At 60.4% G+C, this 24,482-nt stretch carries 29 protein-coding genes and 1 other annotated feature; of the genes, 20 read left to right on the top strand and 9 right to left on the bottom strand.

Translation table 11 applies throughout. The features are described 5' to 3' along the window. The first annotated feature begins 1 nt into the window (after position 1). From rsxE to B5G34_RS07875, 3 genes are read left to right on the top strand one after another with little or no spacing between them, the layout of a single operon-like run. Complete coding sequence (rsxE, locus tag B5G34_RS07885; protein ID WP_087335861.1) at positions 2 to 682, top strand: electron transport complex subunit RsxE; 681 nt, start codon at positions 2 to 4, stop codon at positions 680 to 682. Continuing rightward, complete coding sequence (locus B5G34_RS07880) at positions 682 to 1,299, top strand: electron transport complex protein RnfA (protein WP_087236753.1); 618 nt, start codon at positions 682 to 684, stop codon at positions 1,297 to 1,299. Before rsxE ends, B5G34_RS07880 begins: the two co-directional genes overlap by 1 nt. A gap of 15 nt (positions 1,300 to 1,314) precedes the next feature. Continuing rightward, a complete protein-coding gene (locus B5G34_RS07875) occupies positions 1,315 to 2,235 on the top strand; it encodes an RnfABCDGE type electron transport complex subunit B (RefSeq protein ID WP_087335859.1) in 921 nt (306 codons plus the stop codon). Positions 2,236 to 2,296: 61 nt separating this feature from the next. Here B5G34_RS07875 and B5G34_RS07870 read toward each other — a convergent pair whose 3' ends face one another. The 3 genes from B5G34_RS07870 to B5G34_RS07860 all read right to left on the bottom strand — a co-directional run bounded on the left by B5G34_RS07870 (position 2,297) and on the right by B5G34_RS07860 (position 3,963). Beyond that, positions 2,297 to 2,467, bottom strand: a complete 171-nt coding sequence (locus B5G34_RS07870) for a DUF1540 domain-containing protein (protein ID WP_087335857.1) — start codon at positions 2,465 to 2,467, stop codon at positions 2,297 to 2,299. A 111-nt stretch (positions 2,468 to 2,578) separates the two neighbouring features. Then, positions 2,579 to 3,436 carry a hypothetical protein gene (locus B5G34_RS07865; protein ID WP_087335854.1) on the bottom strand — a complete coding sequence of 286 codons (858 nt, stop codon included), beginning with the start codon at positions 3,434 to 3,436 and terminating at the stop codon, positions 2,579 to 2,581. Beyond that, the gene (locus B5G34_RS07860; protein ID WP_087335852.1) at positions 3,433 to 3,963 is read right to left on the bottom strand and encodes a gamma carbonic anhydrase family protein; all 531 of its coding nucleotides are present in this window, start codon (positions 3,961 to 3,963) and stop codon (positions 3,433 to 3,435) included. Before B5G34_RS07860 ends, B5G34_RS07865 begins: the two co-directional genes overlap by 4 nt. A gap of 122 nt (positions 3,964 to 4,085) precedes the next feature. On the opposite strand from B5G34_RS07860, the gene B5G34_RS07855 reads away from it, so the two are divergent. Continuing rightward, positions 4,086 to 4,298 (top strand): hypothetical protein, encoded by a 213-nt coding sequence (locus tag B5G34_RS07855; RefSeq protein WP_087335851.1) that lies wholly within the window; start codon positions 4,086 to 4,088, stop codon positions 4,296 to 4,298. A 45-nt stretch (positions 4,299 to 4,343) separates the two neighbouring features. Here B5G34_RS07855 and B5G34_RS07850 read toward each other — a convergent pair whose 3' ends face one another. From B5G34_RS07850 to B5G34_RS07840, 3 genes are all read right to left on the bottom strand, one after another. Beyond that, the gene (locus tag B5G34_RS07850) at positions 4,344 to 4,886 is read right to left on the bottom strand and encodes a putative ABC transporter permease (RefSeq protein ID WP_087335849.1); all 543 of its coding nucleotides are present in this window, start codon (positions 4,884 to 4,886) and stop codon (positions 4,344 to 4,346) included. A gap of 68 nt (positions 4,887 to 4,954) precedes the next feature. Further along, the gene (locus B5G34_RS07845) at positions 4,955 to 5,728 is read right to left on the bottom strand and encodes a permease prefix domain 1-containing protein (RefSeq protein ID WP_087335847.1); all 774 of its coding nucleotides are present in this window, start codon (positions 5,726 to 5,728) and stop codon (positions 4,955 to 4,957) included. Beyond that, entirely contained in the window at positions 5,725 to 6,057 is a 333-nt protein-coding gene (locus B5G34_RS07840) for a helix-turn-helix transcriptional regulator (RefSeq protein ID WP_087335845.1), read from the bottom strand. The genes B5G34_RS07845 and B5G34_RS07840 overlap by 4 nt, the downstream gene beginning before the upstream one ends. Before the next feature lie 154 nt (positions 6,058 to 6,211). Between B5G34_RS07840 and pyrB the strand changes: the two genes are divergently transcribed. From pyrB to B5G34_RS07760, 16 genes are all read left to right on the top strand, one after another. After that, the gene (gene pyrB, locus B5G34_RS07835; RefSeq protein WP_087335844.1) at positions 6,212 to 7,270 is read left to right on the top strand and encodes an aspartate carbamoyltransferase; all 1,059 of its coding nucleotides are present in this window, start codon (positions 6,212 to 6,214) and stop codon (positions 7,268 to 7,270) included. A 126-nt stretch (positions 7,271 to 7,396) separates the two neighbouring features. Next, positions 7,397 to 7,852 carry an HIT family protein gene (locus B5G34_RS07830; protein ID WP_087335843.1) on the top strand — a complete coding sequence of 152 codons (456 nt, stop codon included), beginning with the start codon at positions 7,397 to 7,399 and terminating at the stop codon, positions 7,850 to 7,852. Positions 7,853 to 8,066: 214 nt separating this feature from the next. Beyond that, positions 8,067 to 8,594: a sigma factor gene (locus B5G34_RS07825; protein ID WP_087335841.1), complete on the top strand. Its 528-nt coding sequence runs from the start codon at positions 8,067 to 8,069 to the stop codon at positions 8,592 to 8,594. Positions 8,595 to 8,612: 18 nt separating this feature from the next. Further along, the gene (locus tag B5G34_RS07820) at positions 8,613 to 9,209 is read left to right on the top strand and encodes a hypothetical protein (RefSeq protein WP_087335840.1); all 597 of its coding nucleotides are present in this window, start codon (positions 8,613 to 8,615) and stop codon (positions 9,207 to 9,209) included. Between the two features lie 48 nt (positions 9,210 to 9,257). Next, positions 9,258 to 9,469: a binding site (T-box leader), on the top strand. A 46-nt stretch (positions 9,470 to 9,515) separates the two neighbouring features. Then, complete coding sequence (locus tag B5G34_RS07815; RefSeq protein WP_087335838.1) at positions 9,516 to 12,149, top strand: valine--tRNA ligase; 2,634 nt, start codon at positions 9,516 to 9,518, stop codon at positions 12,147 to 12,149. Positions 12,150 to 12,319: 170 nt separating this feature from the next. Then, the gene (locus tag B5G34_RS07810; protein WP_087335836.1) at positions 12,320 to 13,048 is read left to right on the top strand and encodes a hypothetical protein; all 729 of its coding nucleotides are present in this window, start codon (positions 12,320 to 12,322) and stop codon (positions 13,046 to 13,048) included. A 93-nt stretch (positions 13,049 to 13,141) separates the two neighbouring features. After that, entirely contained in the window at positions 13,142 to 13,447 is a 306-nt protein-coding gene (locus tag B5G34_RS07805) for an STAS domain-containing protein (RefSeq protein ID WP_087335834.1), read from the top strand. Between the two features lie 15 nt (positions 13,448 to 13,462). Continuing rightward, positions 13,463 to 13,906, top strand: coding sequence for an anti-sigma F factor (gene spoIIAB / locus B5G34_RS07800; RefSeq protein WP_087335832.1), 444 nt, complete (start codon positions 13,463 to 13,465; stop codon positions 13,904 to 13,906). Beyond that, a complete protein-coding gene (locus B5G34_RS07795) occupies positions 13,903 to 14,613 on the top strand; it encodes a sigma-70 family RNA polymerase sigma factor (protein WP_087335830.1) in 711 nt (236 codons plus the stop codon). Before spoIIAB ends, B5G34_RS07795 begins: the two co-directional genes overlap by 4 nt. Positions 14,614 to 14,765: 152 nt before the next feature. Beyond that, positions 14,766 to 15,734 carry a glycosyltransferase family 2 protein gene (locus tag B5G34_RS07790; protein WP_087335828.1) on the top strand — a complete coding sequence of 323 codons (969 nt, stop codon included), beginning with the start codon at positions 14,766 to 14,768 and terminating at the stop codon, positions 15,732 to 15,734. After that, complete coding sequence (locus B5G34_RS07785; protein ID WP_087335825.1) at positions 15,715 to 16,116, top strand: GtrA family protein; 402 nt, start codon at positions 15,715 to 15,717, stop codon at positions 16,114 to 16,116. Before B5G34_RS07790 ends, B5G34_RS07785 begins: the two co-directional genes overlap by 20 nt. A gap of 117 nt (positions 16,117 to 16,233) precedes the next feature. Continuing rightward, positions 16,234 to 16,581, top strand: coding sequence for a serine proteinase (locus B5G34_RS07780; RefSeq protein WP_242956927.1), 348 nt, complete (start codon positions 16,234 to 16,236; stop codon positions 16,579 to 16,581). 124 nt (positions 16,582 to 16,705) lie between these two features. Then, positions 16,706 to 17,080 (top strand): BlaI/MecI/CopY family transcriptional regulator, encoded by a 375-nt coding sequence (locus B5G34_RS07775; protein ID WP_087335824.1) that lies wholly within the window; start codon positions 16,706 to 16,708, stop codon positions 17,078 to 17,080. Beyond that, a complete protein-coding gene (locus B5G34_RS07770) occupies positions 17,077 to 17,979 on the top strand; it encodes a M56 family metallopeptidase (protein ID WP_087335822.1) in 903 nt (300 codons plus the stop codon). The genes B5G34_RS07775 and B5G34_RS07770 overlap by 4 nt, the downstream gene beginning before the upstream one ends. Then, entirely contained in the window at positions 17,976 to 19,526 is a 1,551-nt protein-coding gene (locus B5G34_RS07765) for a hypothetical protein (protein WP_087335821.1), read from the top strand. Before B5G34_RS07770 ends, B5G34_RS07765 begins: the two co-directional genes overlap by 4 nt. An 18-nt stretch (positions 19,527 to 19,544) precedes the next feature. After that, positions 19,545 to 21,599 carry a hypothetical protein gene (locus B5G34_RS07760; RefSeq protein ID WP_087335819.1) on the top strand — a complete coding sequence of 685 codons (2,055 nt, stop codon included), beginning with the start codon at positions 19,545 to 19,547 and terminating at the stop codon, positions 21,597 to 21,599. Positions 21,600 to 21,708: 109 nt separating this feature from the next. Here B5G34_RS07760 and B5G34_RS07755 read toward each other — a convergent pair whose 3' ends face one another. The 3 genes from B5G34_RS07755 to B5G34_RS07745 form a co-directional block, all read right to left on the bottom strand. After that, positions 21,709 to 22,626, bottom strand: coding sequence for an SH3 domain-containing C40 family peptidase (locus tag B5G34_RS07755; RefSeq protein WP_087335818.1), 918 nt, complete (start codon positions 22,624 to 22,626; stop codon positions 21,709 to 21,711). 41 nt (positions 22,627 to 22,667) lie between these two features. Next, on the bottom strand, positions 22,668 to 22,958 hold the full coding sequence (locus tag B5G34_RS07750; protein ID WP_087335816.1) for a hypothetical protein: 291 nt from the start codon (positions 22,956 to 22,958) through the stop codon (positions 22,668 to 22,670). 74 nt (positions 22,959 to 23,032) lie between these two features. After that, positions 23,033 to 24,409 carry a glycosyltransferase 87 family protein gene (locus B5G34_RS07745; RefSeq protein ID WP_140397216.1) on the bottom strand — a complete coding sequence of 459 codons (1,377 nt, stop codon included), beginning with the start codon at positions 24,407 to 24,409 and terminating at the stop codon, positions 23,033 to 23,035. Positions 24,410 to 24,482 lie beyond the last annotated feature (73 nt).

The following is a 24,482-nucleotide window of genomic DNA, read 5'->3' as shown; positions in this document are numbered from 1 at the left end:
CGTGAATCCGAAAAAGCAATTGATGGACGGCCTGTTCTTCCAGAACCCGGTTACCGTCCAGCTGCTGGGCATGTGCTCCACCATGGCCATCACCACCACCCTGTTCAACGGCCTTGGCATGGGCGTGTCCGTGCTGATTATCCTGACCCTGTCCAACATCCTGATCGCCGCGCTGCGGAAGATCATCCCCAACAACATCCGTATCGCCTGCTTCATCGTGGTGATCGCCGGCTTCGTGACCATCGTGGATCTGATGCTTCAGGCCTTCATCCCGGCCCTGTCCAAGAGCCTGGGCCTGTTCATCCCCCTGATCGTGGTGAACTGTATCATCCTGGGCCGCGCCGAGGCGTTCTCCTACAAGAACACCATCGCCGCCTCCACCCTGGACGGTATCTTCCAGGGCCTGGGCTACACCATCATCCTGGTGATCATGTGCGCCATCCGTGAGTTCCTGGGCGCCGGCACCATCATGGGCGGCCTGCTGGAGATCGGCGAGAACGGCCAGCTGGTCTTCGGCCTGGGCACTGCCGCCGGCATCCGCATCCTGCCTGAGGCCTTCCCCGCCCTGGGCATGATCCTGCCGGTGGGCGGCTTCCTCACCCTGGCCTGCCTGATCGCCGCCATGCAGTACATCCTGAACAAGCCCAAGAAGGACAAAAAGACTGAGGAGGTGGCCAAGTAATGGGATTTGATCTTGCTAACCTGTTCAGCGTGGCCCTGGGCGCCATTCTGGTCAACAACTTCATTTTCTCCCAGTTCCTGGGCATCTGCCCCTTCATGGGCGTGTCCAAGAAGATCGACACCGCCGCCGGCATGGGCATCGCCGTGACCTTCGTCATGGGTCTGGCCTCCGCCATCTGCTGGCCCATCAACCAGTTCCTGCTGGTGAACCCCGCCATCTACGGCGAGGGCGGCCCCAATCTGGCCTTCATGCAGACCGTGGTCTTCATCCTGGTCATCGCCGCCCTGGTGCAGTTCATCGAGATGTTCCTGAAGAAGTCCATGCCCTCCCTGTATGAGGCCCTGGGCATCTACCTGCCTCTGATCACCACCAACTGCGCGGTGCTGGGCGTGGTGCTCCAGAACACCCAGAACGGCTACGACTTCATCACCAGCGTGGTGTACGGCATCACCGGCGGCCTGGGCTTCATGCTGGCCATCGTGATCTTCGCCAGCATCCGGGAGCGTCTGACCTTCTCCGAGTGCCCCAAGGCCTTCGAGGGCTTCCCCATCGCTCTGATGACCGCCGGCCTGGTGGCTCTGTCCTTCATGGGCTTCTCCGGCCTGAAGGTCTTTTAAGGAGGGCGGAAGAATATGAATTTTCAGATTGTTATCATCGCGGTGGTGATCCTGGCTGCCCTGGGCGCCCTGTTCGGACTGGTGCTGGGCTTCGCCGCCAAGGTCTTCGCCGTTGAGGTGGATCCCAAGGAAGAGGCCGTGCTGGGCTGCCTGCCCGGCGCCAACTGCGGCGGCTGCGGCTTCGCCGGCTGCTCCGGCTATGCCGCCGCCGTGGCCAAGGGCGCTGCCCCGGTCAACGCCTGCGCCGCCGGCGGCGAGGCGGTTGCCGCCCAGATCGCCGAGATCATGGGCGTGTCCGCCGGCGCCATGGTCAAGCAGCTGGCCCAGGTGCACTGCACCGGCTGCGGCCAGAACTACAAGCAGTATGAGTACGTGGGCCTCCACGACTGCGTGGCGGCCTCCAAGGTGCCCGGCGGCGGCGCGCTGTCCTGCGCCTACGGCTGCCTGGGCCTGGGCTCCTGTGAGAAGGCCTGCCCCTTCGACGCCATCCACGTCATCGACGGCGTGGCCAAGGTGGACGAGGAGAAGTGCAAGGCCTGCGGCAAGTGCGTGGACATCTGCCCCCGCCACATCATCGCCCTGGAGCCCTACAAGACCAAGCGTCACGTCACCATTCCCTGCTCCTCCCACGACAAGGGTGTGGATGCCCGGAAGGTGTGCGACAACGGCTGTATCGGCTGCTCCCTGTGTGCCAAGAACTGCCCCAAGGAAGCCATCACCATGGTCAACAACCTGGCTGTCATCGACTACGAGAAGTGCATCGGCTGCGGCATCTGCGCTCAGAAGTGCCCCCGCAAGCTGATCACCGTGGACGGCAAGGTGCCCGAGGTGAAGCCTGCGGCTCCCAAGGCTGCTCCCGCTGCCGCGCCCGCGGCTGCCGCCGCCCCCAAGGCGGAGGCTCCCAAGGCCGAGGCGCCCGCCGAGCCCAAGGAGTAATTCCAAATGCAAAAAAACAGGACCTGCGAAAGCAGGTCCTGTTTTTTTGCCCTTCAGGTGCTTAGTGCTGGCCCAGCTGGAAGGAGGCGCACTCGGTGGAGGCGCACTTGGTAGCGTTGGGCTCGCAGCAACCCACCTTGATCTCGTTCAGGGTGCAGTAGTTCTGGCCGCTGCAGTGATGGGCACAGTTGGACACGGTGCACTTGATGCTGTTGTTAGGGGTCTGGTTCATCGCAATTTCCTCCTTGTTACCGTGGTACGCTCCTAGTATGGCCGGAAGGGAGGAAACTATGCGTGTCTGTTCACAAAAATTTGATGTGGAATAACAGATGCCAACGATCTGTTATTCTCCGGAAGAGCCTTCCTCAGCAGTGGAGTTTTCCCCATCCTCCACCACTGTGGGGATAAACCGGGGAGCAAATTTGCCCTTGCCGCGATTTTTCACATAGAAAAAGCCGATAAAGGAGAAGAGCACGGCACCGATGAAATTGACGAAGAGGTCCTGCATGGTATCCACGATACCGATGTCCAGATAGCCGCCCAATCCCAGAGACTGCTGGGCCCCGTCGGCGGTGACCACAATGACGTCGGTGATGTGCTTGATGGCGGTGGGGGTGTTGCCGCCGGTGGGGTCCAGCATTACCGAGCCGATGGTATGTACAATGGTGTCCTTCTGCATGTCCAGCAGAAACAGCTGATCCATGGAAAATTCAAAAAACTCCCACAGTACGCCGATGGTCATGGAGAAGCAGAACGCCACGACAGACAGATAAACAGGGGACAGGCTGAACTTCAGCTTCTCATTGCGGTTGATAATGTCCAGCAGGGAGAAGCCGATAGCGGCGCACAGGAAGCCGTTGAGGGTGTGGAGCATGGTGTCCCAGTAGGGGAACTGGACATAGTAGGCCTGGATCTCACCCAAAATCTCCGCCGCGAAGATGAACAGCAGGATGATGACCTCCAGGGTGTCCGGGATCTCAATGCGGATGGTGCGCTCAATGAAGGAGGGCAGGGTGAAAAGAAACAGGGTAAGGACGCAGAGGAACACGTTTTCAAAGTTGCGGTTGAACACCTGGGCCACCAGGGCCACGATCACCAGAGCGCGCAGAATGAGATAGACGGCGGTAAGGCCGGGCTTGGCCTTGATCTGTGCCTTCAGGGCGCGTCTGCGCTGCCCCCGTTCATGTTCGTGCTTTTTCATTGCTGTACCTCCTGGGGAGCGGCGTGGGGCAGCTGGGCCCTGGCCAGATCCCGGTATGTTTGAGCGGAGCGGGGAAGGGAGGCGGCTTCCTCCTCAGTGAGAGAGCGGACCACCTTGGCAGGGGAGCCCACCACCAGACTGCCGGGAGGAACCACCATGTTTTGGGTGACCAGGGCGCCGGCGGCCACCAGACTGCCTGCGCCGATGACGCAGCCGTTGAGCAGGATGGCCCCCATGCCGATGAGGGAACCGTCCTCTACCGTGCAGCCGTGAAGAATGGCCCCGTGGCCCACCGTTACGTCCCGGCCGATGATGGAGGGAAAGCCGGGATCTCCGTGAACCACCGCCTGATCCTGGAGGTTGGAGCCCTGGCCGATCCGGATGGGGCACTCGTCGCCCCGGAGTACCGCGCCGTACCAGATGCTGGCCTGCCGTTCCACCAGAACATCCCCCACCACAGTGGCGTTCTCTGCCAGCCAGGACTCCGGATGGAGGCGGGGAAATGAGGACTCAAAGGGTCGTACCATGGGAAAAAGTTCCTCCTCCTATATGAGAATCTGGAATCTTCACACCATTATAGCCCGCCTGTACACAAACCACAAGTCAAATCTGTGGAGCGGCAGCATAGAATGGGGTGGAGGTGAGACCCATGGAACTCAAACGCAACCAGATCACCGTGGGGGAACTGCTGGACCATCCGGGCAGCCGGGCCGTGCTTCAGCGCCGGTTTCCCATGCTCTTCAAGCACCCCATTTTGGGCGCGGCCCGCTCCATTACCCTGGAGCAGATTCTGGCGGTGGCCCAGGCCTACGTACCGCAAAAGAAGATCGATGAGACCCTCAATGACCTGAGACGGGCGTAAACATGCCCCCGCTCAAGCGCAGGAAGTTTAAGCGGGGGTACTTTTCTATGCGGTTCTGCGGCGGGCCAGGCATAGATACCATCGCAGAACGCCGGTATCCCGGGTACGCCGCAGAAGGGCGGCGGTGAGAAGGGTGTCCACCAGCAGGAGTGCTGCTACCGGCGGCGCCAGCCAGACGGGGATGTGCATGACCAGCCAGGTCACCCAGGGGTGGAGCAGGTAGTAGATCAGCAGGGCCAGCACTCCCCAGTACAGAGCAAAGCGCAGGCAGGCGTGCCGGCCCAGATGCAGGGGCAGGTGGGAGTAGTCCCAGAAGCAGACCCGAAAGACCTTTTCGTAAAAGAGTCCGGTGAGCCACTCCACCCCCGTGCAGATAACCACCGCGGCGGGAAAGAGCAGCCAGGGCGTCTGCTGAATTTCTTTCGGCAGAAGGAGCAGCCCCAGGGCCCCCAGGCCATAGACGGGGCAGATGGGCAGGAACAGCCGGCACTTCCGGTCCCGCTTGGTCTCTCCGATCACGCGGACATAGCAGACCTCAATGAGAAAGCCGATAAAACTGTAAATGAGAAAGTACCAGAACCAAGTCAAAAAATCGCCCCGCCTCGTCCGTTTTTTCTATCATGGGACGAAGGGGGGCGGTTCATACGATGCAGGTTTTAACAAAGCTGCTTTTTTTGCGCGCTGGTGGGGATGAGTGAGGCCAGCAGAGCTAAAACCAGCGTGAAAAAGAGGGTCCAGACAATGTAGGGAGCGGTAAAGAAGCCTGCGGTAGTATCTCCGCCGGTGTGGATGCGCTGGAGAAGAGGAGGCAGATTCCAAAGAGGCATCCCATAGATCAGGGCACTGATGGAGAGGATGGCCAGCTTTTCTCCTGCCCAGGCCAGCAGCATCCCGGCGGCAATGGGACGCAGGGGATGCTGGGTCCGCCGGAAGAGCCAGCGAAGGAACAGAGCGCCGATGGGAAAAGGAATTTGATAAATGAGACCGGTGAGGGCAATCATTTTGTCATATTCCTGCCAATAGGCGGGAGTACCGGACAGTGCATGTGGGACCAGTCCGCCCAAATGAGAAAGCCCGTCGTTAGCAAGGGGACCGGCAATCCGGCTGACGATCTGTCCCAATATAAGGGTGACCAGGATATACAGAATTCCCATCAGGCAGGCCCCCAGCCAGACCCGGCTCACGCAGAAGCCCAGGCTCTGGCTGCGCAGGACAAGCTCCGCCTGCCGGTACTCCCGGCGGAGCTGACGGACGCTGCCCAGCTGAGACAGGGTCTCTCCCCGGGCCTCCGACTCCGACATCCCTTCCTCCAGACAGCTTTGATAGAGGCTGCCCATATGGTCCAGCAGTTCGGCCCGTACCCGGGCCTGATAGCGGCGGTTACGCAGCGGCTCCACAATAAGCTCCGCATGCTCCTCCATCCAGTTCATGCCTTTCCTCCTTCCAGAATCAGCCCCATGGCCCGGGTATAGCGGGCCCACTCCTGCTCCTGCTCTGCCAGCACGGCCCGCCCGGTATCGGTCAGATGGTAAAAGCGCCGCTCCCGGCCGGTATCCGACTGGAGGTAGGAGGAGATCTCCCCATGGCTCTCCAGCGTGTGGAGGAGGGGGTACAGACTGCCTTGACTCATGGCGAAAACACCCTCGGAACGGCGAGCCATTTCCTGGATCAGTTCATAGCCGTACATATCCCGCACAGAGAGCAGTTTCAGCAGGATCAGGCTGTGGCTGCCCTTGGATAATTCTTTGTTCAGCTTCATAAATACACCTCTTGTTCAGAGGCATTATATGCCTCGGAATAAGAGGTGTCAAGGAGGCATGTGAAAAAAGCGAGAAATTTGTCCATTCTGCTCTTGCTGTGAGAGGGGAAAATATGATACGATAGAAAAAATTCAAAAGGGGAAATGAAGCGTCATGCGGCATTTGATCGACTTTGGAGACCTGTCAAGGGCGGAGTGGGAGTCCCTGTACCAGCGGTGCAGTGATATTATGGACCACCCCGCCGATTTTATGGACGCCTGCCGGGGGCGGGTGATGGCCAGCCTGTTCTATGAGCCCTCCACCCGAACCAACTTTTCCTTCCAGACTGCCATGCTGCGGGTAGGCGGCACGGTGTTTGGCTTTGCTGATCCCAAGTCCACCTCCACCGCCAAGGGCGAGACCCTGAAGGACACCATCAAGATGGTGTCCGGCTATGCGGATGTGGTGGTCATGCGCAATCCCAGAGAGGGCGCTGCCAAGGCGGCCTCCCTCTACTCCGACGTGCCGGTGATCAACGCCGGCGACGGCGGCCATATGCATCCCACCCAGACCACCGCCGACCTGACCACCATCACCCGCCTGCGGGGCGGTGTGGACGGCCTGTCTGTGGGTCTGTGCGGCGACCTGAAGAATGGCCGTACCGTCCACTCTCTCATTAAGGCGCTGGCTAAGTTCAACGGCATCAAGTTCTTCCTCATCGCCCCCCGTGAGCTGGCGGTGCCCGAGTATATGCGGGCCTTCATGCGGGAGAACAACATGTGGTTTACCGAGGTCACCGGCCTGGAAGCCGTCATCCCCCAGCTGGACGTGCTCTACATGACCCGTATCCAGCGGGAGCGCTTTGTGGATCCTCTGGAGTACGAGCGCTGCAAGGGCATCTACGTGCTCACCCGCCGCAAGCTGGATCGGGCCCGGAAGGACCTGCTGGTGATGCATCCCCTGCCCCGTGTGGACGAGATCGCCATCGACGTGGACGACGATCCCCGGGCGGTCTATTTTGAGCAGGCCCGCTACGGCATGTTCGCCCGTATGGCGTTGCTCACCGACCTGGCCAACCAGGAGCGTATGCGTCCTGATGCGGTGGAGATCGGCACCAAGCCGGTGTGCTCCAACCCCAACTGCATTACCCAGACGGACCACTATCTGCCCCCTCTGGTGAAGAAGAACGGCGGCGTGGACTGCTGCGCTTACTGCGACAAGGAACTGCACTGAGATAGGTAATGATGGTCAAACATCATATCCTGATGTAGGGACAGACTGTGGCCACTCGTTGTTTTCCCCGTATGGAAGATTCCCTTTCTTATAGTAAGATAGACGCCTTGCAAATAGAAAGGAGCCATGATGGAAAATACTTGTATCATCTGCGCAAAGCAGGCCAACAGCCCTGATATTGTGTGGCAGGATGAGTTGGTTTCCATCAGCCACATGGTACGTCATCCGGATGGGACGGACAATTACTTGGGCTATTACATGCTGGAAACCCGTCGGCATGTCAAGGGAATGTATGATGCCACAGAGGAAGAGATGGCAGCCGTTGGTGTAATGCTGCGCCGACTGAGCCGGGCCATGAAGCAGGTGCTGGGAGCGGCGCATGTATACGCCTTTTTCATAGGCGAAGGAGTGGATCATCTCCATGCGCATGTGGTGGCCCGCTACCCTGATACCCCGCGTGCCTACTGGGGACCGGCGGTAGATGAGTGGCCGGAGGCCCCCAGAGGATCGTTGAAGGATATCCGAAAACTTGATGCTGATATCCGTAACGTGCTGCTTGAGCAGCCGCGTGATCTGGACTGAACGCTATTTATATCCTTGCTAAAGCGAACGGCGTGGACTGCTGCGCCTACTGCGACAAGGAACTGCACTAAACAGAATGGAAAGCCGGACGGCCGGAGGCCGCCCGGCTTTTTTATGCTGTGCGTAAAAGTCAGACTCTTTTTGCAACCAACTGACTGCCGGCGCACTCTATAGAGACAGAAGGGCCTTTCAAAAACAGGAGAGGGGGAGACCCATGACGGACGAGGAACTGATCCGGCTTTATCAGGCCAGAGACCCCCGTGCGGTGGAGGAGACCAAAGCCAGATATGGGGCCTACTGCGCCGCTATCGCCCGCCGACTGCTTTCAGATGACCGGGATGTGGAGGAATGCCTCAGCGACTGTGCCATGGCGGTCTGGAGCGCCATCCCTCCCGCCTATCCGGAGCATTTCAAGGGCTGGCTGGGGGCCATCGTCCGCAACCGGGCCCTGGCCATTGGCCGGGAGAACGGCCGCCGCCCGCCTACGGTGGAGGAGACCGCGCTGGAGCTGGCTCCATGCCTGCCGGAAGGGGATCCCCCCACGGACAGGCGGAGGCCAGGGAGCTGGGCCAGGCGATTTCCCGGTTTCTCTGGTCGCAGAAGCTGCCGGTACGCAATGTGTTTCTCCGCCGCTACTGGTATGCCGACAGTGTGGAGCAGGCGGCGGCCCACATGGGCTGGAGCGTCAGCAAGACAAAAACAGTCCTTTTTCGAACTCGGAACAAGCTGCGGGAGTTTTTGAGACAGGAGGGGCTTTGGAATGGATGAACACACGGTGCAGGAGGCGCCGAACTGTCTGGACCCGGCACTGGTGGAGGCGGCGGATCGGCCCGGAGGGCATGGTGTTGCGCCAAGCAAGCGGGTGCTTCTTTTGGCGGCTGTTGTTGCCGCGGCTCTGTGTCTGATGGGAGCGGCGGGGATCCTGCAACATTTCCGGCTTTGGATCGGGGCTGGCGTAATACAGAATGACCAACATTTTTCGGTGGACTTCAGCACGGTTTCGGCTCCGGTCCGGACACAAAATGGACGGGTGCTGCTTACTGTTGGCAGGGAAGAGGTCGATATCACCGATCAGATCGATCAGGACACACCCTATCTCTATGCAGGAAAGAACGCCGGCCTGCCGGCCTATCTGATTGTGGGAGGCACGCCGGAGGAACTTGGGTATGCAGAGGTGTGGGTCAATCAGGAAGAAGTGTGCCTGGCACTGCAGTGTGGTGAGGTTTCTGCCATGGCTCAGTTGGATGCCCAGCAGTTCCGGGAGGAGATGTGGCGGGGCATTGTGGAACTGCCGTGGTTCAACGCTGGTATGGAGCAGCTTCAAGAGGAGCTGGATGAGCTGCTTTCTGCCTCGTGAGCTACGTTTTTCTTGACAATTTGCCTGTATTCGCCTATACTGTCATGGTAAACAGCTTGGAAGGGAAGGAGTACCCCCGCAAAAGGTACAGAGAGGAGCCGGTTTGGTGCAAGGCTCTCCGGTGGTGGGGGGAAGGTCGTCCCGGAGCTCTGTCCCCGAATGACAGTAAGGGGCGGCGGGTTCTCCCGTTACAGAGGCAATGAGTGTCCCGCAAGGGAAATTCAGGTGGTACCGCGGACTGATTTCGGTTCGCCCTGAGCAAAGGCTTGGGGCGAACCTTTTTTGCCCCGAAAAGGAGTGTAACAGATGAAAAAAGAACTTCCCAAGGTCTATGAACCCCAGGAGGTGGAGGGCCGCGTCTACGAGATGTGGGAAAAGAACGGCTGCTTTGAGGGTCACCGTGATCCCGACAAGAAGCCCTTTACCATCGTCATGCCGCCCCCCAACGTTACCGGCCAGCTCCACATGGGCCACGCCATGGACTCCACCCTCCAGGATATCCTGATCCGCTTCAAGCGGATGCAGGGCTACGCCGCCCTGTGGGTGCCTGGCACCGACCACGCCGGCATCGCCACCCAGATCAAGGTGGAGGAGGAGCTGCGCAAGAACGAGGGCCTGTCCCGCTACGACCTGGGCCGGGAGAAATTCCTGGAGCGGGTGTGGGACTGGAAGCACAAGTACGGCAACCGCATCGTGGAGCAGCAGAAGAAGCTGGGCGCCTCCTGTGACTGGTCCCGTGCCCGGTTCACCATGGATGAGGGCCTCAGCAAGGCCGTCCGCCATGTGTTTGTCTCCCTGTACAAGAAGGGCCTCATTTACAAGGGCAGCCGCATCATCAACTGGTGCCCCCACTGCGTCACCGCTCTGTCTGACGCCGAGGTGGAATATCAGGACAAGCCCGGTTCCTTCTGGCACATCCGCTACCCCATCCAGGGGGAGGAGGGCCGCTATGTCATCGTGGCCACCACCCGGCCCGAGACCATGCTGGGCGACACCGGTGTGGCGGTCAACCCCAACGACGAGCGGTACAAGGACATCGTGGGCAAGAAATGCATCCTGCCCCTGGTGGGCCGTGAGATGCCCATTGTGGCCGACGAGTACGTGGACATGGAGTTCGGTACCGGCTGCGTGAAGATGACCCCCGCCCACGACCCCAACGACTTTGAGGTGGGCCTGCGGCAGAACCTGGAGACCATCCGTGTGCTGGACGACAATGGCCGCGTGGTGGAGGGCTACGGCCGCTACTCCGGCATGGACCGCTACGAGGCCCGGAAGGCCATCGTGGAGGACCTGGAGGCCGGCGGCTGGCTGGTGAAGGTGGAGCCCCACCAGCACAACGTGGGCACCTGCTACCGCTGCCACAACGACGTGGAGCCCCTGATCTCCGCCCAGTGGTTCGTGAAGATGAAGCCCCTAGCCGAGGAGGCCCTGCGGGTGGTCAACGAGGGCGAGGTCAAGTTTGTGCCCGACCGCTTCTCCAAGATCTACACCAACTGGATGGAGAACGTCCACGACTGGTGTATCTCCCGCCAGCTGTGGTGGGGTCACCAGATCCCCGCCTGGACCTGCCAGGAGTGCGGCCACATCACCGTGTCCGAGGATGATCCCACCGAGTGCGAGCACTGCCACTCCCACAACATCAAGCAGGAGGAGGACGTGCTGGATACCTGGTTCTCCTCCGCTCTGTGGCCCTTCTCCACCCTGGGCTGGCCTCAGGAGACCGAGGATCTGAAGTACTTCTATCCCACCGACGTGCTGGTCACCGGCTACGACATCATCTTCTTCTGGGTGGCCCGCATGATCTTCTCCGGCTGCGAGCACACCGGCAAGCCTCCCTTCCACACCGTATTTATCCACGGCCTGGTGCGGGATGACAAGGGCCGCAAGATGTCCAAGTCTCTGGGCAACGGCATCGATCCTCTGGAGATGGCCAACCAGTACGGCGCCGACGCCCTGCGCTTCAACCTGGTCACCGGCAACTCCCCCGGAAACGACATGCGTTTCTACACCGAGCGGTGCGAGGCCATGCGCAACTTTGCCAACAAGATCTGGAACGCCTCCCGCTTCCTGATGATGAATCTGACCATCGACAAGTGTGAGTTGCCCGAGAAGCTGGAGCTGGAGGACAAGTGGATCCTGTCCAAGCTCAACAGCGTCATTCCCGAGATCACCGAGAACATGGAGCGGTACGAGCTGGGCGTGGCCGCCCAGAAGGTGTACGACTTCATCTGGGACTCCTACTGTGACTGGTATATCGAGCTGACCAAGACCCGCCTCCAGGGAGACGACGAGGACAGCAAGATCCGGGCCCAGCAGGTGCTGTGCTACGTGCTCACCCAGATCCTGAAGCTGCTCCATCCCTTCATGCCTTTCATCACCGAGGAGATCTGGCAGGCCCTGCCCCACGAGGGCGACTACCTGATGCTCCAGCAGTGGCCGGAGCACCACGTCAGCCTGGACTTCCCCGAGGAGGAGAAGGCCATGGAGCTCATCATGGACGCCATCCGCGCCATCCGTGCGAGACGTGCCGAGATGAACGTGCCCCCCTCCAAGAAGGCCCAGCTTACCATCTCCACCCTGGAGCAGGCCGTATTCCATCAGGGCATCCCCTTCCTGAAGCGGCTGGCTTACGCCAGCGACGTAAAGGTGGTGGAGGCCACCGATACGGTGGACGCCCAGGGCATGGTGGTGGTAACCACCCACGCCGCACGGCTGTATCTGCCCCTGGCTGAGCTGGTGGATCTGGAAAAGGAGAAGGCCCGCATCCAGAAGGAGCTGGGCAAGAATCGCAAGGAGCTGGACAAGCTGGAGACCAAGCTGAACAATCCCGGATTTGTGAACAAGGCCCCCGCCCAGGTGGTGGAGGCCGAGCGGGAGCGGGCCAACAAGCTGAAGGCTCTGCTGGTAAAGCTGGAAGAATCTGCCGCCGCTCTGGCCTGATAAAGAACGAAAAACTGCGAAACGCCGCCATCGAATGCGGATGGCGGCGTTTCTGTGCCTGTTTTGTCATACTTTGTTACACAACTGTGGTTGTGCTCCCGGCGAGAATCGGATAAAATGTACGGGAGTATAATTGAGCCCGGGGTATCGGGCAGAAAGGAGGCTGGAGCATGAAGCGGCTAATCCCGCTATTGGCGCTGCTGTTGTTGTTGGGTGGATGTACCAGTTCCTGCAGCAGTGGGGAGGCGGTAGCTACCTCCACGCCTGGAGGGGCCACTCCGCCGGAGACGCAGGAGAGCGCCGTCCCATCCCCCTCCGCTGTGCCCACGTCCAGCCCCACGGTTGAGCCCACTCCCGACCCTGTGGAGAGCGCGGACCCTTCACCCTCTGTGGAGCCCACAGCCACCCCCGCGTCTTACGACGGACCCAATGACGAGGAGGTACTGACCGCCTACCGGGCGGCGGTGGAGGCCTTCTGGTGGTTCCAGGTGGAGACCCTTCCTCTGGACCGGGCGGACAGCCGGGAGCTGAATGGGCAGGTATATTATCGGGTGGATTACCCCGGCATCGACAGTACCGCCAACCTGCGAGGCTACTTGAAGAGCCTGTTCTCCGACGATCTGGTGGAGATGCTGCTGCCCTATGACGGCACCCAGTATATCGACATCGACGGCGTTCTCTACGGTCTGGACGGCGGTCGCGGTACCGATATCACCCGGGGAGCCGAGACCGTCCAGGTCCTGCGGGACGGAGATCCCGACCGCTGCACCGTCCGGGTGACGGTGGAGGTGGTGGACCCGGAGCAGGACAATGCGGTGGTGAACACCCTGACCTTTGACTTCCCCTACGAAAAAGTGGGCGAGAAGTGGATCTTCACCGATTTTTCCCTGGTCCGTTGACCTCTTCGACAAAATATATCGTACATTTATGATAGGATCGCAGTATACCAAATTCTGGTATACTGCGATTTTTTTGTACAGGGGGGACAAGCCATGGCAGTGCTCTGTAAAGCAAAGGACCGGACGCTGTACGCGGCGATTGACGGCGAGGTGGATCACCATCGGGCCAGACAGATCATGGGAGAGCTGGTGCGGCAGATCGATACCACCATGCCCCGGCAGCTGACGGTGGACCTGGGTGGCGTCACGTTTATGGATAGCTCGGGGATCGCCATTCTGCTGCGGGCCAGCCGCCGGATGGGCGAGCTGGAGGGGGCCATGGAGGTGATCCATGTGCCGGAGCAGGCGGGAAAGGTCCTGCGGGCGGCTGGTCTGGACCGGCTGATCAAATTTGAATGACGGAGGATGTACATAATGAAAGCGATGAACGAGGCCACGGTGGCCTTTCTCAGCCGGTCGGCCAATGAGAGTTTTGCCCGCACCACGGCGGCCTGCTTTGCGGCCCAGTTGGACCCTACTTTGGAGGAGGTCAACGATATCAAGACGGCGGTTAGCGAGGCGGTGACCAACTGTATCGTCCACGCATACCCTGACAGCCTGGGGCTGATCCAGATGCGGCTGCGGCTCTTTGAGGATCATACTCTGGAAATCCAGATCAAGGATAAGGGGGTGGGCATACCCGATGTGGAGCAGGCCCGAAAACCCATGTACACCACCGGCGGGGAGGAGCGCAGCGGTATGGGATTTACCATCATGGAGAGCTTTATGGACCTGCTGAAGGTGCGCTCCACACCGGAGAAGGGTACCACGGTCACCATGCGCCGCAGGATCTCCCGCCGGATGGGAGGGGCCGGATGAGCGTGGCGGACACCCCCGCCCTGCTGGAGGAGGCCCGCCAGGGGGACAACGAGGCCTGCGCCCGGCTCATTGAGGAGAACGGCGGACTCATCTGGTCCATCGTGCGCCGCTACTACGGCCGGGGGGTGGAGCCTGAGGATTTATACCAGCTGGGGTGCCTGGGTTTTGTGAAGGCAGTCCGGGGGTTTGACCCCGCTTTCGGCTGCCAGTTCTCCACCTACGCTGTGCCCAAGATCGCCGGTGAGATCCGCCGCTACCTGCGGGACGACGGGGCTATCAAGGTCAGCCGCGGTTTGAAGGAGCGGGGCATGGCCATCCGGGCGGTCCGGGAGAAGCTGACCGCCGCCCTGGGCCGGGAACCCACCCTGTCACAACTGTCCGAGGCCACCGGGCTGGAGCCGGAGGAAATTGCCGCCGCCGAGGAGGCAGGACTGCCGGTGGCCTCCCTCCAGATGGAGACGGGGGACGGCCTGACTCTGGAGAGCGTACTGGGTACCGACGGCATGGAGGAGGCGGTGGTGGAGCGGGAATCCCTGCGGGACGCCATTGCCGCCCTGCCCGACCGGGAGCGACAGGTGATCCTGCTGCGCTACTACCGGGGTATGACCCAGGAGCGGGCGGCCCGGGTGCTGGGGGTAAGCCAGGTCCAGGTGTCCCGCATCGAGCGCCGGGCGGTGGAACGATTGCGGAAAAAGCTGGAGGAGTGAGGGCAACCGAGGGCATGCGGAGGCGGCGACGTGTATTTGTTCTGCACTGAGCATGACTTTGTTTGGATAAGAGGAAACTTAATGGTGGTTTTTCTCGTCCAAAGGGAGTATAATGACCAGAAAGAACAAATGCGCAAGGAAGTTGGAGTAATATGGAAGAGATTCTCTATATTGTGGTTCCCTGCTACAACGAGGAAGAGGTACTCCCCGAGACCTCCCGGCGGCTGAAAGAAAAGCTGGAGGCCCTGATGGCGGCAGGTGCTATTTCCCGGGAGAGCCGGGTGCTCTTCGTCAACGACGGTTCCAAAGACAGGACCTGGCAGATCATTGAGGAGTTCCACCAGAGCTGTCCGATTTTCTCCGGCGTGGATCTGACCCGTAACCGGGGCCACCAGAATGCCCTGCTGGCGGGGCTGATGACTGCCAAGGACCGGTGTGACATGGCCATCTCCATGGACGCCGACCTGCAGGACGACATTGACGCGGTGGACGCCATGGTAGAGCAGTATCATGCGGGCTGCGACATTGTGTACGGTGTGCGCTCCTCCCGGAAGAAGGACACTTTCTTCAAGCGATTTACTGCCGAGGGCTTTTACCGGCTGATGAACGCCATGGGGGCGGAGACCGTCTTCAACCACGCCGACTACCGCCTGATGTCCAAGCGGGCGCTGGAGGGTTTGGCCCAGTTCCGGGAAGTCAATTTGTTCCTCCGAGGCATCGTGCCCATGATCGGCTACCGCACCGGCACCGTGGAGTACGAGCGGGGGGAGCGGTTTGCCGGCGAGAGCAAGTACCCCCTGAAGAAGATGCTGTCCTTCGCCATGGAGGGCATCACCTCCCTGTCGGTGAAGCCCATCCGCTTCATCACCGGTCTGGGCTTCCTGGTGTTTATCATCAGCATCCTCATGCTGATCTGGTCCATTGTCCGCTGGGCCATGGGGGAGACCATCCTGGGTTGGGCCAGCCTGATCTGCTCCGTGTGGGCCATCGGCGGCCTGATCCTCCTGTCCCTGGGGGTCATCGGCGAGTATATCGGAAAGATCTACCTGGAGACCAAGGAACGGCCCCGCTTTCTGATCCGGGAGGTACTGGAGGACGAGCATGGCAAAGCTGATCGATAAAAGCATCCCCAAGTTCCTGCTGGTGGGCGTGGGCAACACCCTGCTGTCCATGGTGCTTATGTTCCTGCTGGAGGGTCTGGGCTACTGGCCATCCACCGCCATCGCCTATGTGGCCGGCGCGGTCATGAGCTTTTTCCTCAACCGCCATTTTACCTTCCACAGCCAGGAGACCTTCCTGCGCTCGGCGGTGAAATTCGCCGTCAATGTGGCGGTGTGCTATGTGATTGCCTACGCCCTGGCTCAGCCCATTGCTGGCTGGGTGCTGGGGAACACCGGCATGGACCCGGTGTGGCAGGAGCGGCTTACCAAGCTGGGGGGCATGGCCCTGTATACCATCCTCAACTATTTCGGCCAGCGCTTCTTTGCCTTCCAAAAAAGATAGGACAAGCCCACAGGTTAAATTTGTGTGAAATCCGACGGCCTCCCCTTGCACATACTGGGAAAAGGGATTAGAATAAGGCCAGTATTTCAGACAACACACCGCAAGGAGGCAGAAACCATGGCTTTTTTTGACGATTTGAGAGACAAGGCTGCGGACCTGGGCCGGGTAGGTATGGCCAAGTCCAAGCAGATGATGGAGATCACCAAGCTGTCCCTGAACAACTCCGGTGAGGAGGACGCCATCCGCAAGGCCTATATGGAGATCGGCAAACTCTACTACGCCGAGCAGGGCAGCGCCCCCGACCCCGCCTATGCCGCCCTCTGCCAGCGGATCACCACCGCCAAGATCAACATTGAGGAGAACAAGGCCCGCATCGCCCAGCTCAAGCAGGACGGCGTGCTCACCGATGAGGATGTGTTCCAGGCCACCAGCCAGGCCGAGCACATCGACCACACTGAGGAATAATCACAGAGGCGCCCCGCCGAACGGCGGGGCGCTTTTTTATGCCCTGTAACGATTTGTAACTGGACAAAGATCCACTTCAAATGTAGTATAATATTATCCACTACAAATGAAGTTGGTGATAGCAATGAAACGACTGCCTGATACCGAGCTGGAAGTGATGAAGGCCCTGTGGGCTACCGGGCCGGATACCCCCCGGGCTGCCCTGGAGCAATCCCTGGAGTCCTTCCACTGGGCCTCCAATACGGTAAATACCTATCTGACCCGCCTGGCGGAAAAGGGCTTTGTGGCCGTCCGCCGGGAGGGAAAGAATAATCTCTACACTCCCCTGGTGAGCCGGGAAGACTACCTGGCCTTTGACAGCCGGACAGTGCTCTCCAAGCTGTACGGCAGTTCCCCCCGCAATTTTCTGGCGGCCCTGGCCAAGAACGGGCTGGAGGAGCGGGAACTGGACGACCTGCGGGACCTGCTGGATCAGCTGAGCGGGGAGAAGAAGGTATGACGGATGTTCTGACCCGCATGGCGGGGGTGAGCCTGGGCGGCGGGGCGGTGGTGGTCCTGCTGCTGGTGCTGGGCCGGGTAACCCGGGGGCGGTACGGAGCCCGCTGGCGGTGCTGGGCCTGGCTGCTGCTGGCCCTGCGGCTGGCTGTCCCGCTGCCTCTGCTGCCGGAGGGAAATGCCTCCGCCCCCATTCAGATCCAGGTGCCCCCGGACAGGGTGCTCTATCACGCTACTGCCGCCCCGCGGCCCTCTGGGCCTGCCCCCTCGCAGCCGGTGCAGACGGCGGCGACCTCCCCGGCAGCCTCCCAAAGCACCGATGCTCCGGAAGAGCAGACACCGGCTTATATTCAGCAGACCGGTCCCACCATTACGGCGGGGAACCTGCTGATGGCCCTGTGGCTGTTGGGCGGCGCGGTGGTGCTGGGGTATAACCTGGTCGCCCACCTGCGGTTCCGGCGCTATCTGGCCCGGTGGTGCCGCCCGGTGGAGGAGGGGGACACCATACGTCTGTTCAACGGGCTGTGCGACAGTCTGTCTCTCCACTGCCGTCCCAGGCTGCGGGTGTGCCCCGGTCTGGCGGTGCCCATGCTGGCGGGACTGTTCCGGCCGGTGCTGCTGCTGCCGGAGGATGCCGCCGGGAGCGACGGCTTGGGCTACGCCCTGCTCCATGAGCTGATCCACTACCGTCGCCGGGATATCTGGCTCAAAACCCTGGTGCTGTGGGTCAATGCCGTCCACTGGTTCAACCCCCTGGTGTGGCTGATGGTGCGGGCGGTGGAGCGGGATACCGAGCTGGCCTGTGACGAGGGCGCCTTGAAGCGCCTGCCCCCGGAGGAACACGCCGCCTACGGCAGAGCCATTTTGCAGGCTGTGGTGGCGGTGAGAAAGGAGAAGTCATGAGCTTTCCCGAGACCCGTCTGTCCACCCATATGAGTGGATCGTCCAAAGAGACGGAGCGGCGGCTGCGCAACCTTTTTGTCAGGCATAAGCGGCCCGCTCTGGTCCTGGCGGCGGCGGTGACGTTGTGTATTTGCCTGTGCGGCGGCCTGGTGGCCTGTAAGATGCTTCCGGTGAATGATGAGATCCGGTTGGAGGAGCTGTACGACCCCACCGGCACCTCTTTGGGGGAGGATGTCCAGCAGGAGCTGCTGACCTGTATCGATGGCGAGAACGGCACTCTGGTTGCCGGACACTATTACGACGATTACCCCCGCTATACCCTGGTCATCGGTGTAGAGGGTGAGAATGCGCAGCTGCTGGGGCCGGTGTATTCCACTGGCTCCTCCGGCGGGATGCCGCATATTTCCACATTTCAAAAGGATGGTGTGGATTATCTCCTCTACACAGTCAACGGGGGCCACCAGGGCAGTACCTACGGTGAGGCGGGGCTGATTGCCTTTGACGGAGCCGATTTTACCTGGGTCTGGCCGGTGGAGGGGGACCTGCGGCAGCAGGACTCCCAGGCCTGGGCTGACTATCAGGCCTATTGGGAGGACAAGCTGGCCCTGCTGTGTCCCGGCGGTGTGGAGCTCTTCCAGCAGTCGGAGCACTTTGTACCCATGTCTCCGGGCGACAAGCAGTGGTATTTTTCCCAGCGTATCCGCTTTACCCAAGAGGAGCCGGCCGTACCGGATGAGATTATGGATAGGCTCCGGAATATTCTGGAGGATGCGACCAGAGATCAGAACAACCCATGGCGGGCGAACAATACCTCCGCCCAGTGGCAGATCGCCCAGGTGACGCCGGGAGAGGACACCCTGTGCGGCCGGCGGTACACCCTGCTGGCCACCTCTGTCTGGAATGAGGCTGACTGGCTGGGGATGGAGGTGCTGCTGGATATCGTTAGCGATGATGATGGGACGTACAATGTGCCCTGCATGCTCCGGATCGCCACAGGAAGCCGGGAAGAGGTGGAAGATTTTCTGGCAGAGGAAAACCGGCAGACGGAGACCCTTTCCCTGACTACTGCCTCTGGACGAAAGCTGTCGGTGGAGCTGGAGATGGAGCCTCTGTACCAGGAACCCAATTATCTGGCCGTAGAACAGATCCGGGTCTATGAAAACGGAACCCTGCTCCAGACCTTCGAACCAAAGGCAGTGTGGAGTATTGAGAGCTTCTATCTGAACGAAGGGATGTTTATGATTCGGAATGGGTCTGTGGGTGGCCTGGACGTACGGGACCTGAATTTTGACGGGTCGTCCGACCTGGGGATACTGGCGGTTTATCCCTTTCCCTACAACCTGCCTTACGCATGGTTTTTGTGGAATGAAGCCGAGAGCAGATTTGTCTTCTCTACCTGCCTGTTTTCCGATCCCACGTTGAATGAGGCGAACCAACAGGTGGTAGAGCACATCCGGGGGGACGTGGGCCGTAGGGAAGAAGCGGTATATGTCTGGACTGCCGACGGGAAGCTGGAGCAAATCAGCTACAGGCAGCTGAGCTGGTAATGGAAAAGGAGGAGCTGTATGAACATGCCCCATACCCGGCTGTCCACCCATATGAGCGGATCGGCCAAAGAGACGGAGCGGCGGCTGCGCAACCTTTTTGTCAGGCATAAGCGGCCCGCTCTGGTCCTGGCGGCGGCGGTGACACTGTGTATTTGCCTGTGCGGCGGTCTGGTGGCCTGCCGAAGCGCGGCAGGGCGTGGTGGGCTGACCATGGAGGCCCAGTACTATGATGTTATGGGTAACTATATTGAGATTCCCAAGCAGGAGGCAGTGGGTGAGGGCGCCCGGGAGGTCAATCAGGCCCTGTCGGTCCTCCGAAGCCGATATCAGAGCACCATGGCAGCCCCTATGAATAAGGTGGGAGACAAACGGTGCATCTTCTATCCGGCCATCACTGGTCGATATGACAATCTGGTCTTTTATCTGGATTCTACCAGTTCCGGAAATGACGGAGAGATTTATACGCTTGTTTATGACCGGCAGGAGGATCGGGTGGTCCCTCTGGCGGAGGCGTTGGAATTGGCGAGGGTCACGGAAGATGAGCTCTGTCGGGGGGCAGAGCGGTACCTGGACGAGGAACTGACAGGCACGGAGGTTGCCCTGACCGCCCGGGAGGCAGCGGTGACCGGATTTCGTATCCGTGCCGATGGCGAGGTGGAGTTCTATTTCACCTGTATGGCAGACGATGCCGATCCGGCCACAGATGCTGTGGATGGATGGCAGCATCTGCTGGTGTATGCCGATGGCAGCTACCGTCACTATCACTGTAAGGCGTCCCTCCTTTTGGAGGAGGAGCTGCTCATCCCGGCGGAAGAGCTGGCATCCTTTGGACAGCCCCTGTGGTATCAGTGGGGACCGTCCGGCGGGGAGCCGGAAGGGGGCTTTGCAATGGAGCAGATTCCTCCCCAGGTGGAGGAGCAAGTCCTGCAGTATATGGCAGAACATGTGGGCTATTCTGAACCGCCTATGGAGCTGATCCTTCGTACCAGCTTTGATGATTTGAGCCGGCTGGACCTGGCGGAAGAATGGCGGGGTGCGGAAGCTCTGGAGTGCTATGGAATTGACTATGGCGCCAATGGTACCATTATGGGTGAAGATCTCCTCTTTTTCCGTAAGGGCGAGCAGCGTATTTTCATCGGATCATTGGGAGAGTATTTTTCTGAACAGGTGGAGCCTACCCGGCTGGCCGCCGTAGGTACCTATAATTACCGGATCATGTATTGGATGCTGGAGCAGGGCATCCTTGCCGCGTTCCCGGAAGCGGATGCCATGCTGAGAGATGCACCGATGCCGCTGGCAGCCCGGAGTGCCGCAGCAGCCTATTTTTACAGCAACAGACCCGCAGATGTATCTGTCTTCTTTGCCGATCAAGCACCTGTGCAGCCGGCTGAGAACAGCATGCGCATCGACCAAGCGGACTACCTGGGACTGGCCCGGCTGAACGAGACCTACGGCGTAGTCTACCAACTGGTGTGCAGCGGCTACGAAGATGGGAGCTGGTATCCCTACGCTTCTCCCACGTGGTTGGTGTTCCGGTTGGGCCAGGGGGGAGACATCACCAATGTCCTGGGTGAGAGCATGCCCAGGGAAACTGTGGAGCAGGCGGCGCTGGAGCAGGGATATCACCTGGCAGATGCAGAGGTGGCCCTGTGGCGGGACGGGTACCCCAACCCGGCGGGACCGGGGAGCGAGGTGGGCTTTTTCCGGGAGGAGCCTGTGGTCACCATTTTGGAGGGGGCCGAACCCATCTATCAACAGGGAGACTGGTGGCAGCAGATGGAGTGGGAGGGACTTTCCGTCCGGTGCTACTGCAATGCCGGCGGCGGATATGCCGTCAATCGTCTGGAGACCACTCGCACCGATCTTTTTACCGCACGGGGAATTCGGGTGGGTTCCACCCGGATGGAGGTAGAGGAGGCCTACCCTGACCATCTTCACGATACCTACTACTGGGGTGAAGAAGAGGGTGATTATCTCTGGTACAATAAGGATGACGGATGGGGAGCCGCAATCCTGTTCTTTTTCCGGGAAGACCGGGTGGAGCGGATTGTGCTTAATATGGTGAGTGACTGACAAAAGGACGCTGCCGCGATGCGGCGATGCTTTGCAAAAAAACAGCCCCGCTTGCATTTGCAAGCGGGGCTGTCATTATGTCGTATGATTTTTACCTGCCAAGCAAAAATCAGAGGATGCGGCGGGCGGCGATGTACACGTTGGCGTAGTGGCCGGTGGTCAGCTGATCGATCTGCACCATGTACTTGTTGGTGGAGGCGTGGATGAACTGACCGTTGCCGATGTAGATACCCACGTGAGAGGCGGGATAAGAAGTGTTGTAACGGAAGAACACCAGATCGCCGGGCTGCAGCTCGCTCTTGGAAACGGCCACGCCGTTGGAGAGCTGAGTGGAGGCGGTGCGGTTCAGGGTGTAGCCGAAGTGACGGTACATGTAGCTGGTGAAGCCGGAGCAGTCAAAGCAGCTGGGGCCATTGCCGCCGTAGACGTAAGGCACGCCCAGGAACTGCTTGGCATAGGCCACGATCTGGCTGCCCATGCTGCTGTTGGAGCTGACCGCCACAGCGGTGGTGCCGTCGCCCCGGGAACCGGCGGAGTCCTTGCAGGTCACCATGTACTCGCTGCTGACGTAGCCCACGGTGCCGCCGGCGGTCTTGATCTTGTACCAGCCGTTGTCAATGCCCACGATGGTGACCACGGTGTTGTCGCTGAGAGAGGTCACCTTGCTGTAGCTGGTGCCAGGCCCGCTGCGCACATTCAGGGTGGAACCGCCGGCCTGGACCAGGCCGTAGCCGATGGTCACGTCGGACTTGGCGGAGACCGTCAGGTACTCGCCGGACATGTAGCCCTCCACGGTGTTGTAGTCCACCTTGTACCAGCCGTTGCCGGCGTCCTCCAGGATGACGACGGTGTCGCCCTTGGAAGCGGTGGCCAGGATGGTGGAAGTGGTGTTGGCCTCGTCACGGAGACGCAGAGCGTCGGTGTTGACGGTGCCCACGCCGCTGGCGGCGGAAGCGCCGATCATGCAGGCGGCGGAGACGGCGACGGTCAGAAGTGCGGTGCGCAGCAGCTTGGCAGGCTTTATCATTGGTAGAATTCCTCCGTTCTGTTCGTTGGGTGGATCGGTACTTACTTGCCGGACAGAGCCCGGTCCAGCCAGACGGACGCCACGTCCATGGCGGCGTACAGGCTGTCCTTTTCGGTCTTTTTCACCACGCGGTCGCGGCTCTTCAGGTCGGGATCGGTAAGCTGGAGCTGAACGGAAACCCGGGTGGCCATATCCAGATCCTGATCCTTCTTCTGGTCCAGGATCTGAAGCATGATGATATATTTCTCGGCCATGCTGCCGTAGTAGATCAGACTGTCCTTACGGCGAAGCGGATGGCCCTTGTAGGTCAGAGGGATGGTTTGCGTAGCCATTTTGGCCTCCTTCATAGATTTGTTACTGCTTTTTAAAAACTGTAACCAAATTGTAACACATTGTTTCCAAGTCGTCAACCGCTTTTCCGGGATTTCTTGTTTTTTTCGCCGGAAGAGCGGGGCATTACGGTTAACTGACGGGTAAAAAGGAAGATAGCGGCAGCCAGCACCCCAAGGATCATCAGACTCTCCAGCAGCATGGTAAACAGATGTCCCCCCAGGGAGATCACCAGGGTATATTTCATCCGCAGGTAGGTCAGGTAGGCGCTGAAAGAGGACAGCTGGACCAGTACCGCCGCCGGAAGGCTGCGGGGCAGAATGCAGGCGCAGGCCGCCGTCAGCACGTCGGCCAGGAAGTAGTAGCGATCGTGCATATAGGGCAGCAGGAAGGGAACACCCACCGTGAGGACCACGCCGCACAGCAGCAGGGCCCTGTCGTTCAGCCGGTCCCGGAAGAGGGCGGCCAGCACCAGCAGCAGGAGTACCAGGGCAAAGGCGGCCAGAATGCCCAGCCGGGCGCTCAGGGCCTCGTCCAGCTGGGTGCCGTAGGGGACCATGGAAAAGATGGAGGCACAGTTGTAGTTCAGCGCCCCCGCACCCTCCTGGGTCTGACCCACGTAGACACCCAAAATGTCGCCCAGAGGCTTGCCCAGCAGCAGGGCGGGAACGCAGGTGAGGGCGTAGGCGGCGGGGAAGAGGAGCAGATCCCGGAACCGGGTGCGCCGGGCGATCCACAGTACTGCCCACAGGGGGAGGATGAATACCGTCTGGAGTTTAAAGGAGAAGGCCACGCCCAGCAGAGCGGCGGAAGTCTTGGGTCGGCTCTCCAGGGCGGAGGCCAGGGCATGGAGGGTGAGCGCGCCATACAGGGCGTCGCACTGTCCCCAGAGGGAGCCGTTGAGCACCACGGTGGGGAGGAGCAGCAGAGCACAGAAGCAGATCAGGGGGCGGGTGCTGCGGGGGCCAGTGAAATGCCGCACCAGCCGCAGGCCGCCCCAGGCCAGAATCACATCAAAGAGGATGGAGAACAGCTTGATGAGATACAGGTCGGGGACAGGCAGATAGGAGATGGCGGCCAGAAAATAGAGGTAGGGCACATTGTAGTTGCCGATGGACAGCTTGATGGCCCCAAAGCCGCCGTTGTCCCGGAAGGTGGCCACCCACTGGGACAGGAAGATGGTGTAGTCGTCCGCTACATAGTACAGCAGGACAGACCGCAGGAAAAAGGACAGGCCTACGGGGAGCAGCGCGGTCCAGAAGGGGCTGGAGGCGTAGCCTGCCCGGTGGACCAGCCAAAGTGCCAGCAGGGCGACGGCCACCAGCAGGAGAAAGACCGCCGCCTTGGCGCCGGTGCCGCCCTGGGGCAGGGCGGCAATGGGAAAGAAGGAACCTATCAGCAGGGCAGCGCCGCCGGCACCGGCGGCCAGAGACAGGGGGGAAGCAGATCGCATGAAGTCACCTCACTCAGGGGTCGATGGATGGAAGGGGGATGACCATAGAAAAAGGGGGGCGCTGCATGGTGCA

Origin of the sequence: Flavonifractor sp. An82, assembly GCF_002159265.1 — a bacterium.
In the GTDB taxonomy this organism is placed as follows: Bacteria; Bacillota; Clostridia; order Oscillospirales; family Oscillospiraceae; genus Flavonifractor.
Note: the sequence above shows the minus strand (reverse complement) of the source record. Positions and strands in the feature narration are given on the sequence as shown.

Excerpts from the sequence above, each read along its gene's own strand:
- B5G34_RS07770 (WP_087335822.1), top strand. The coding sequence starts at position 17,077 with ATGACGGATGTTCTGACCCGCATGGCGGGGGTGAGCCTGGGCGGCGGG.
- B5G34_RS07820 (WP_087335840.1), top strand. The coding sequence starts at position 8,613 with ATGGATGAACACACGGTGCAGGAGGCGCCGAACTGTCTGGACCCGGCA.
- B5G34_RS07840 (WP_087335845.1), bottom strand. The coding sequence starts at position 6,057 with ATGAAGCTGAACAAAGAATTATCCAAGGGCAGCCACAGCCTGATCCTG.
- B5G34_RS07825 (WP_087335841.1), top strand. The coding sequence starts at position 8,067 with ATGACGGACGAGGAACTGATCCGGCTTTATCAGGCCAGAGACCCCCGT.
- pyrB (WP_087335844.1), top strand. The coding sequence starts at position 6,212 with ATGCGGCATTTGATCGACTTTGGAGACCTGTCAAGGGCGGAGTGGGAG.
- B5G34_RS07815 (WP_087335838.1), top strand. The coding sequence starts at position 9,516 with ATGAAAAAAGAACTTCCCAAGGTCTATGAACCCCAGGAGGTGGAGGGC.
- B5G34_RS07855 (WP_087335851.1), top strand. The coding sequence starts at position 4,086 with ATGGAACTCAAACGCAACCAGATCACCGTGGGGGAACTGCTGGACCAT.
- B5G34_RS07830 (WP_087335843.1), top strand. The coding sequence starts at position 7,397 with ATGATGGAAAATACTTGTATCATCTGCGCAAAGCAGGCCAACAGCCCT.
- B5G34_RS07775 (WP_087335824.1), top strand. The coding sequence starts at position 16,706 with ATGAAACGACTGCCTGATACCGAGCTGGAAGTGATGAAGGCCCTGTGG.
- B5G34_RS07860 (WP_087335852.1), bottom strand. The coding sequence starts at position 3,963 with ATGGTACGACCCTTTGAGTCCTCATTTCCCCGCCTCCATCCGGAGTCC.
- B5G34_RS07765 (WP_087335821.1), top strand. The coding sequence starts at position 17,976 with ATGAGCTTTCCCGAGACCCGTCTGTCCACCCATATGAGTGGATCGTCC.
- spoIIAB (WP_087335832.1), top strand. The coding sequence starts at position 13,463 with ATGAAAGCGATGAACGAGGCCACGGTGGCCTTTCTCAGCCGGTCGGCC.
- B5G34_RS07760 (WP_087335819.1), top strand. The coding sequence starts at position 19,545 with ATGAACATGCCCCATACCCGGCTGTCCACCCATATGAGCGGATCGGCC.
- B5G34_RS07750 (WP_087335816.1), bottom strand. The coding sequence starts at position 22,958 with ATGGCTACGCAAACCATCCCTCTGACCTACAAGGGCCATCCGCTTCGC.
- B5G34_RS07865 (WP_087335854.1), bottom strand. The coding sequence starts at position 3,436 with ATGAAAAAGCACGAACATGAACGGGGGCAGCGCAGACGCGCCCTGAAG.
- B5G34_RS07780 (WP_242956927.1), top strand. The coding sequence starts at position 16,234 with ATGGCTTTTTTTGACGATTTGAGAGACAAGGCTGCGGACCTGGGCCGG.
- B5G34_RS07870 (WP_087335857.1), bottom strand. The coding sequence starts at position 2,467 with ATGAACCAGACCCCTAACAACAGCATCAAGTGCACCGTGTCCAACTGT.
- B5G34_RS07785 (WP_087335825.1), top strand. The coding sequence starts at position 15,715 with ATGGCAAAGCTGATCGATAAAAGCATCCCCAAGTTCCTGCTGGTGGGC.
- B5G34_RS07790 (WP_087335828.1), top strand. The coding sequence starts at position 14,766 with ATGGAAGAGATTCTCTATATTGTGGTTCCCTGCTACAACGAGGAAGAG.
- B5G34_RS07880 (WP_087236753.1), top strand. The coding sequence starts at position 682 with ATGGGATTTGATCTTGCTAACCTGTTCAGCGTGGCCCTGGGCGCCATT.
- B5G34_RS07795 (WP_087335830.1), top strand. The coding sequence starts at position 13,903 with ATGAGCGTGGCGGACACCCCCGCCCTGCTGGAGGAGGCCCGCCAGGGG.
- B5G34_RS07805 (WP_087335834.1), top strand. The coding sequence starts at position 13,142 with ATGGCAGTGCTCTGTAAAGCAAAGGACCGGACGCTGTACGCGGCGATT.
- B5G34_RS07745 (WP_140397216.1), bottom strand. The coding sequence starts at position 24,409 with ATGCGATCTGCTTCCCCCCTGTCTCTGGCCGCCGGTGCCGGCGGCGCT.
- B5G34_RS07875 (WP_087335859.1), top strand. The coding sequence starts at position 1,315 with ATGAATTTTCAGATTGTTATCATCGCGGTGGTGATCCTGGCTGCCCTG.
- B5G34_RS07845 (WP_087335847.1), bottom strand. The coding sequence starts at position 5,728 with ATGAACTGGATGGAGGAGCATGCGGAGCTTATTGTGGAGCCGCTGCGT.
- B5G34_RS07810 (WP_087335836.1), top strand. The coding sequence starts at position 12,320 with ATGAAGCGGCTAATCCCGCTATTGGCGCTGCTGTTGTTGTTGGGTGGA.
- B5G34_RS07755 (WP_087335818.1), bottom strand. The coding sequence starts at position 22,626 with ATGATAAAGCCTGCCAAGCTGCTGCGCACCGCACTTCTGACCGTCGCC.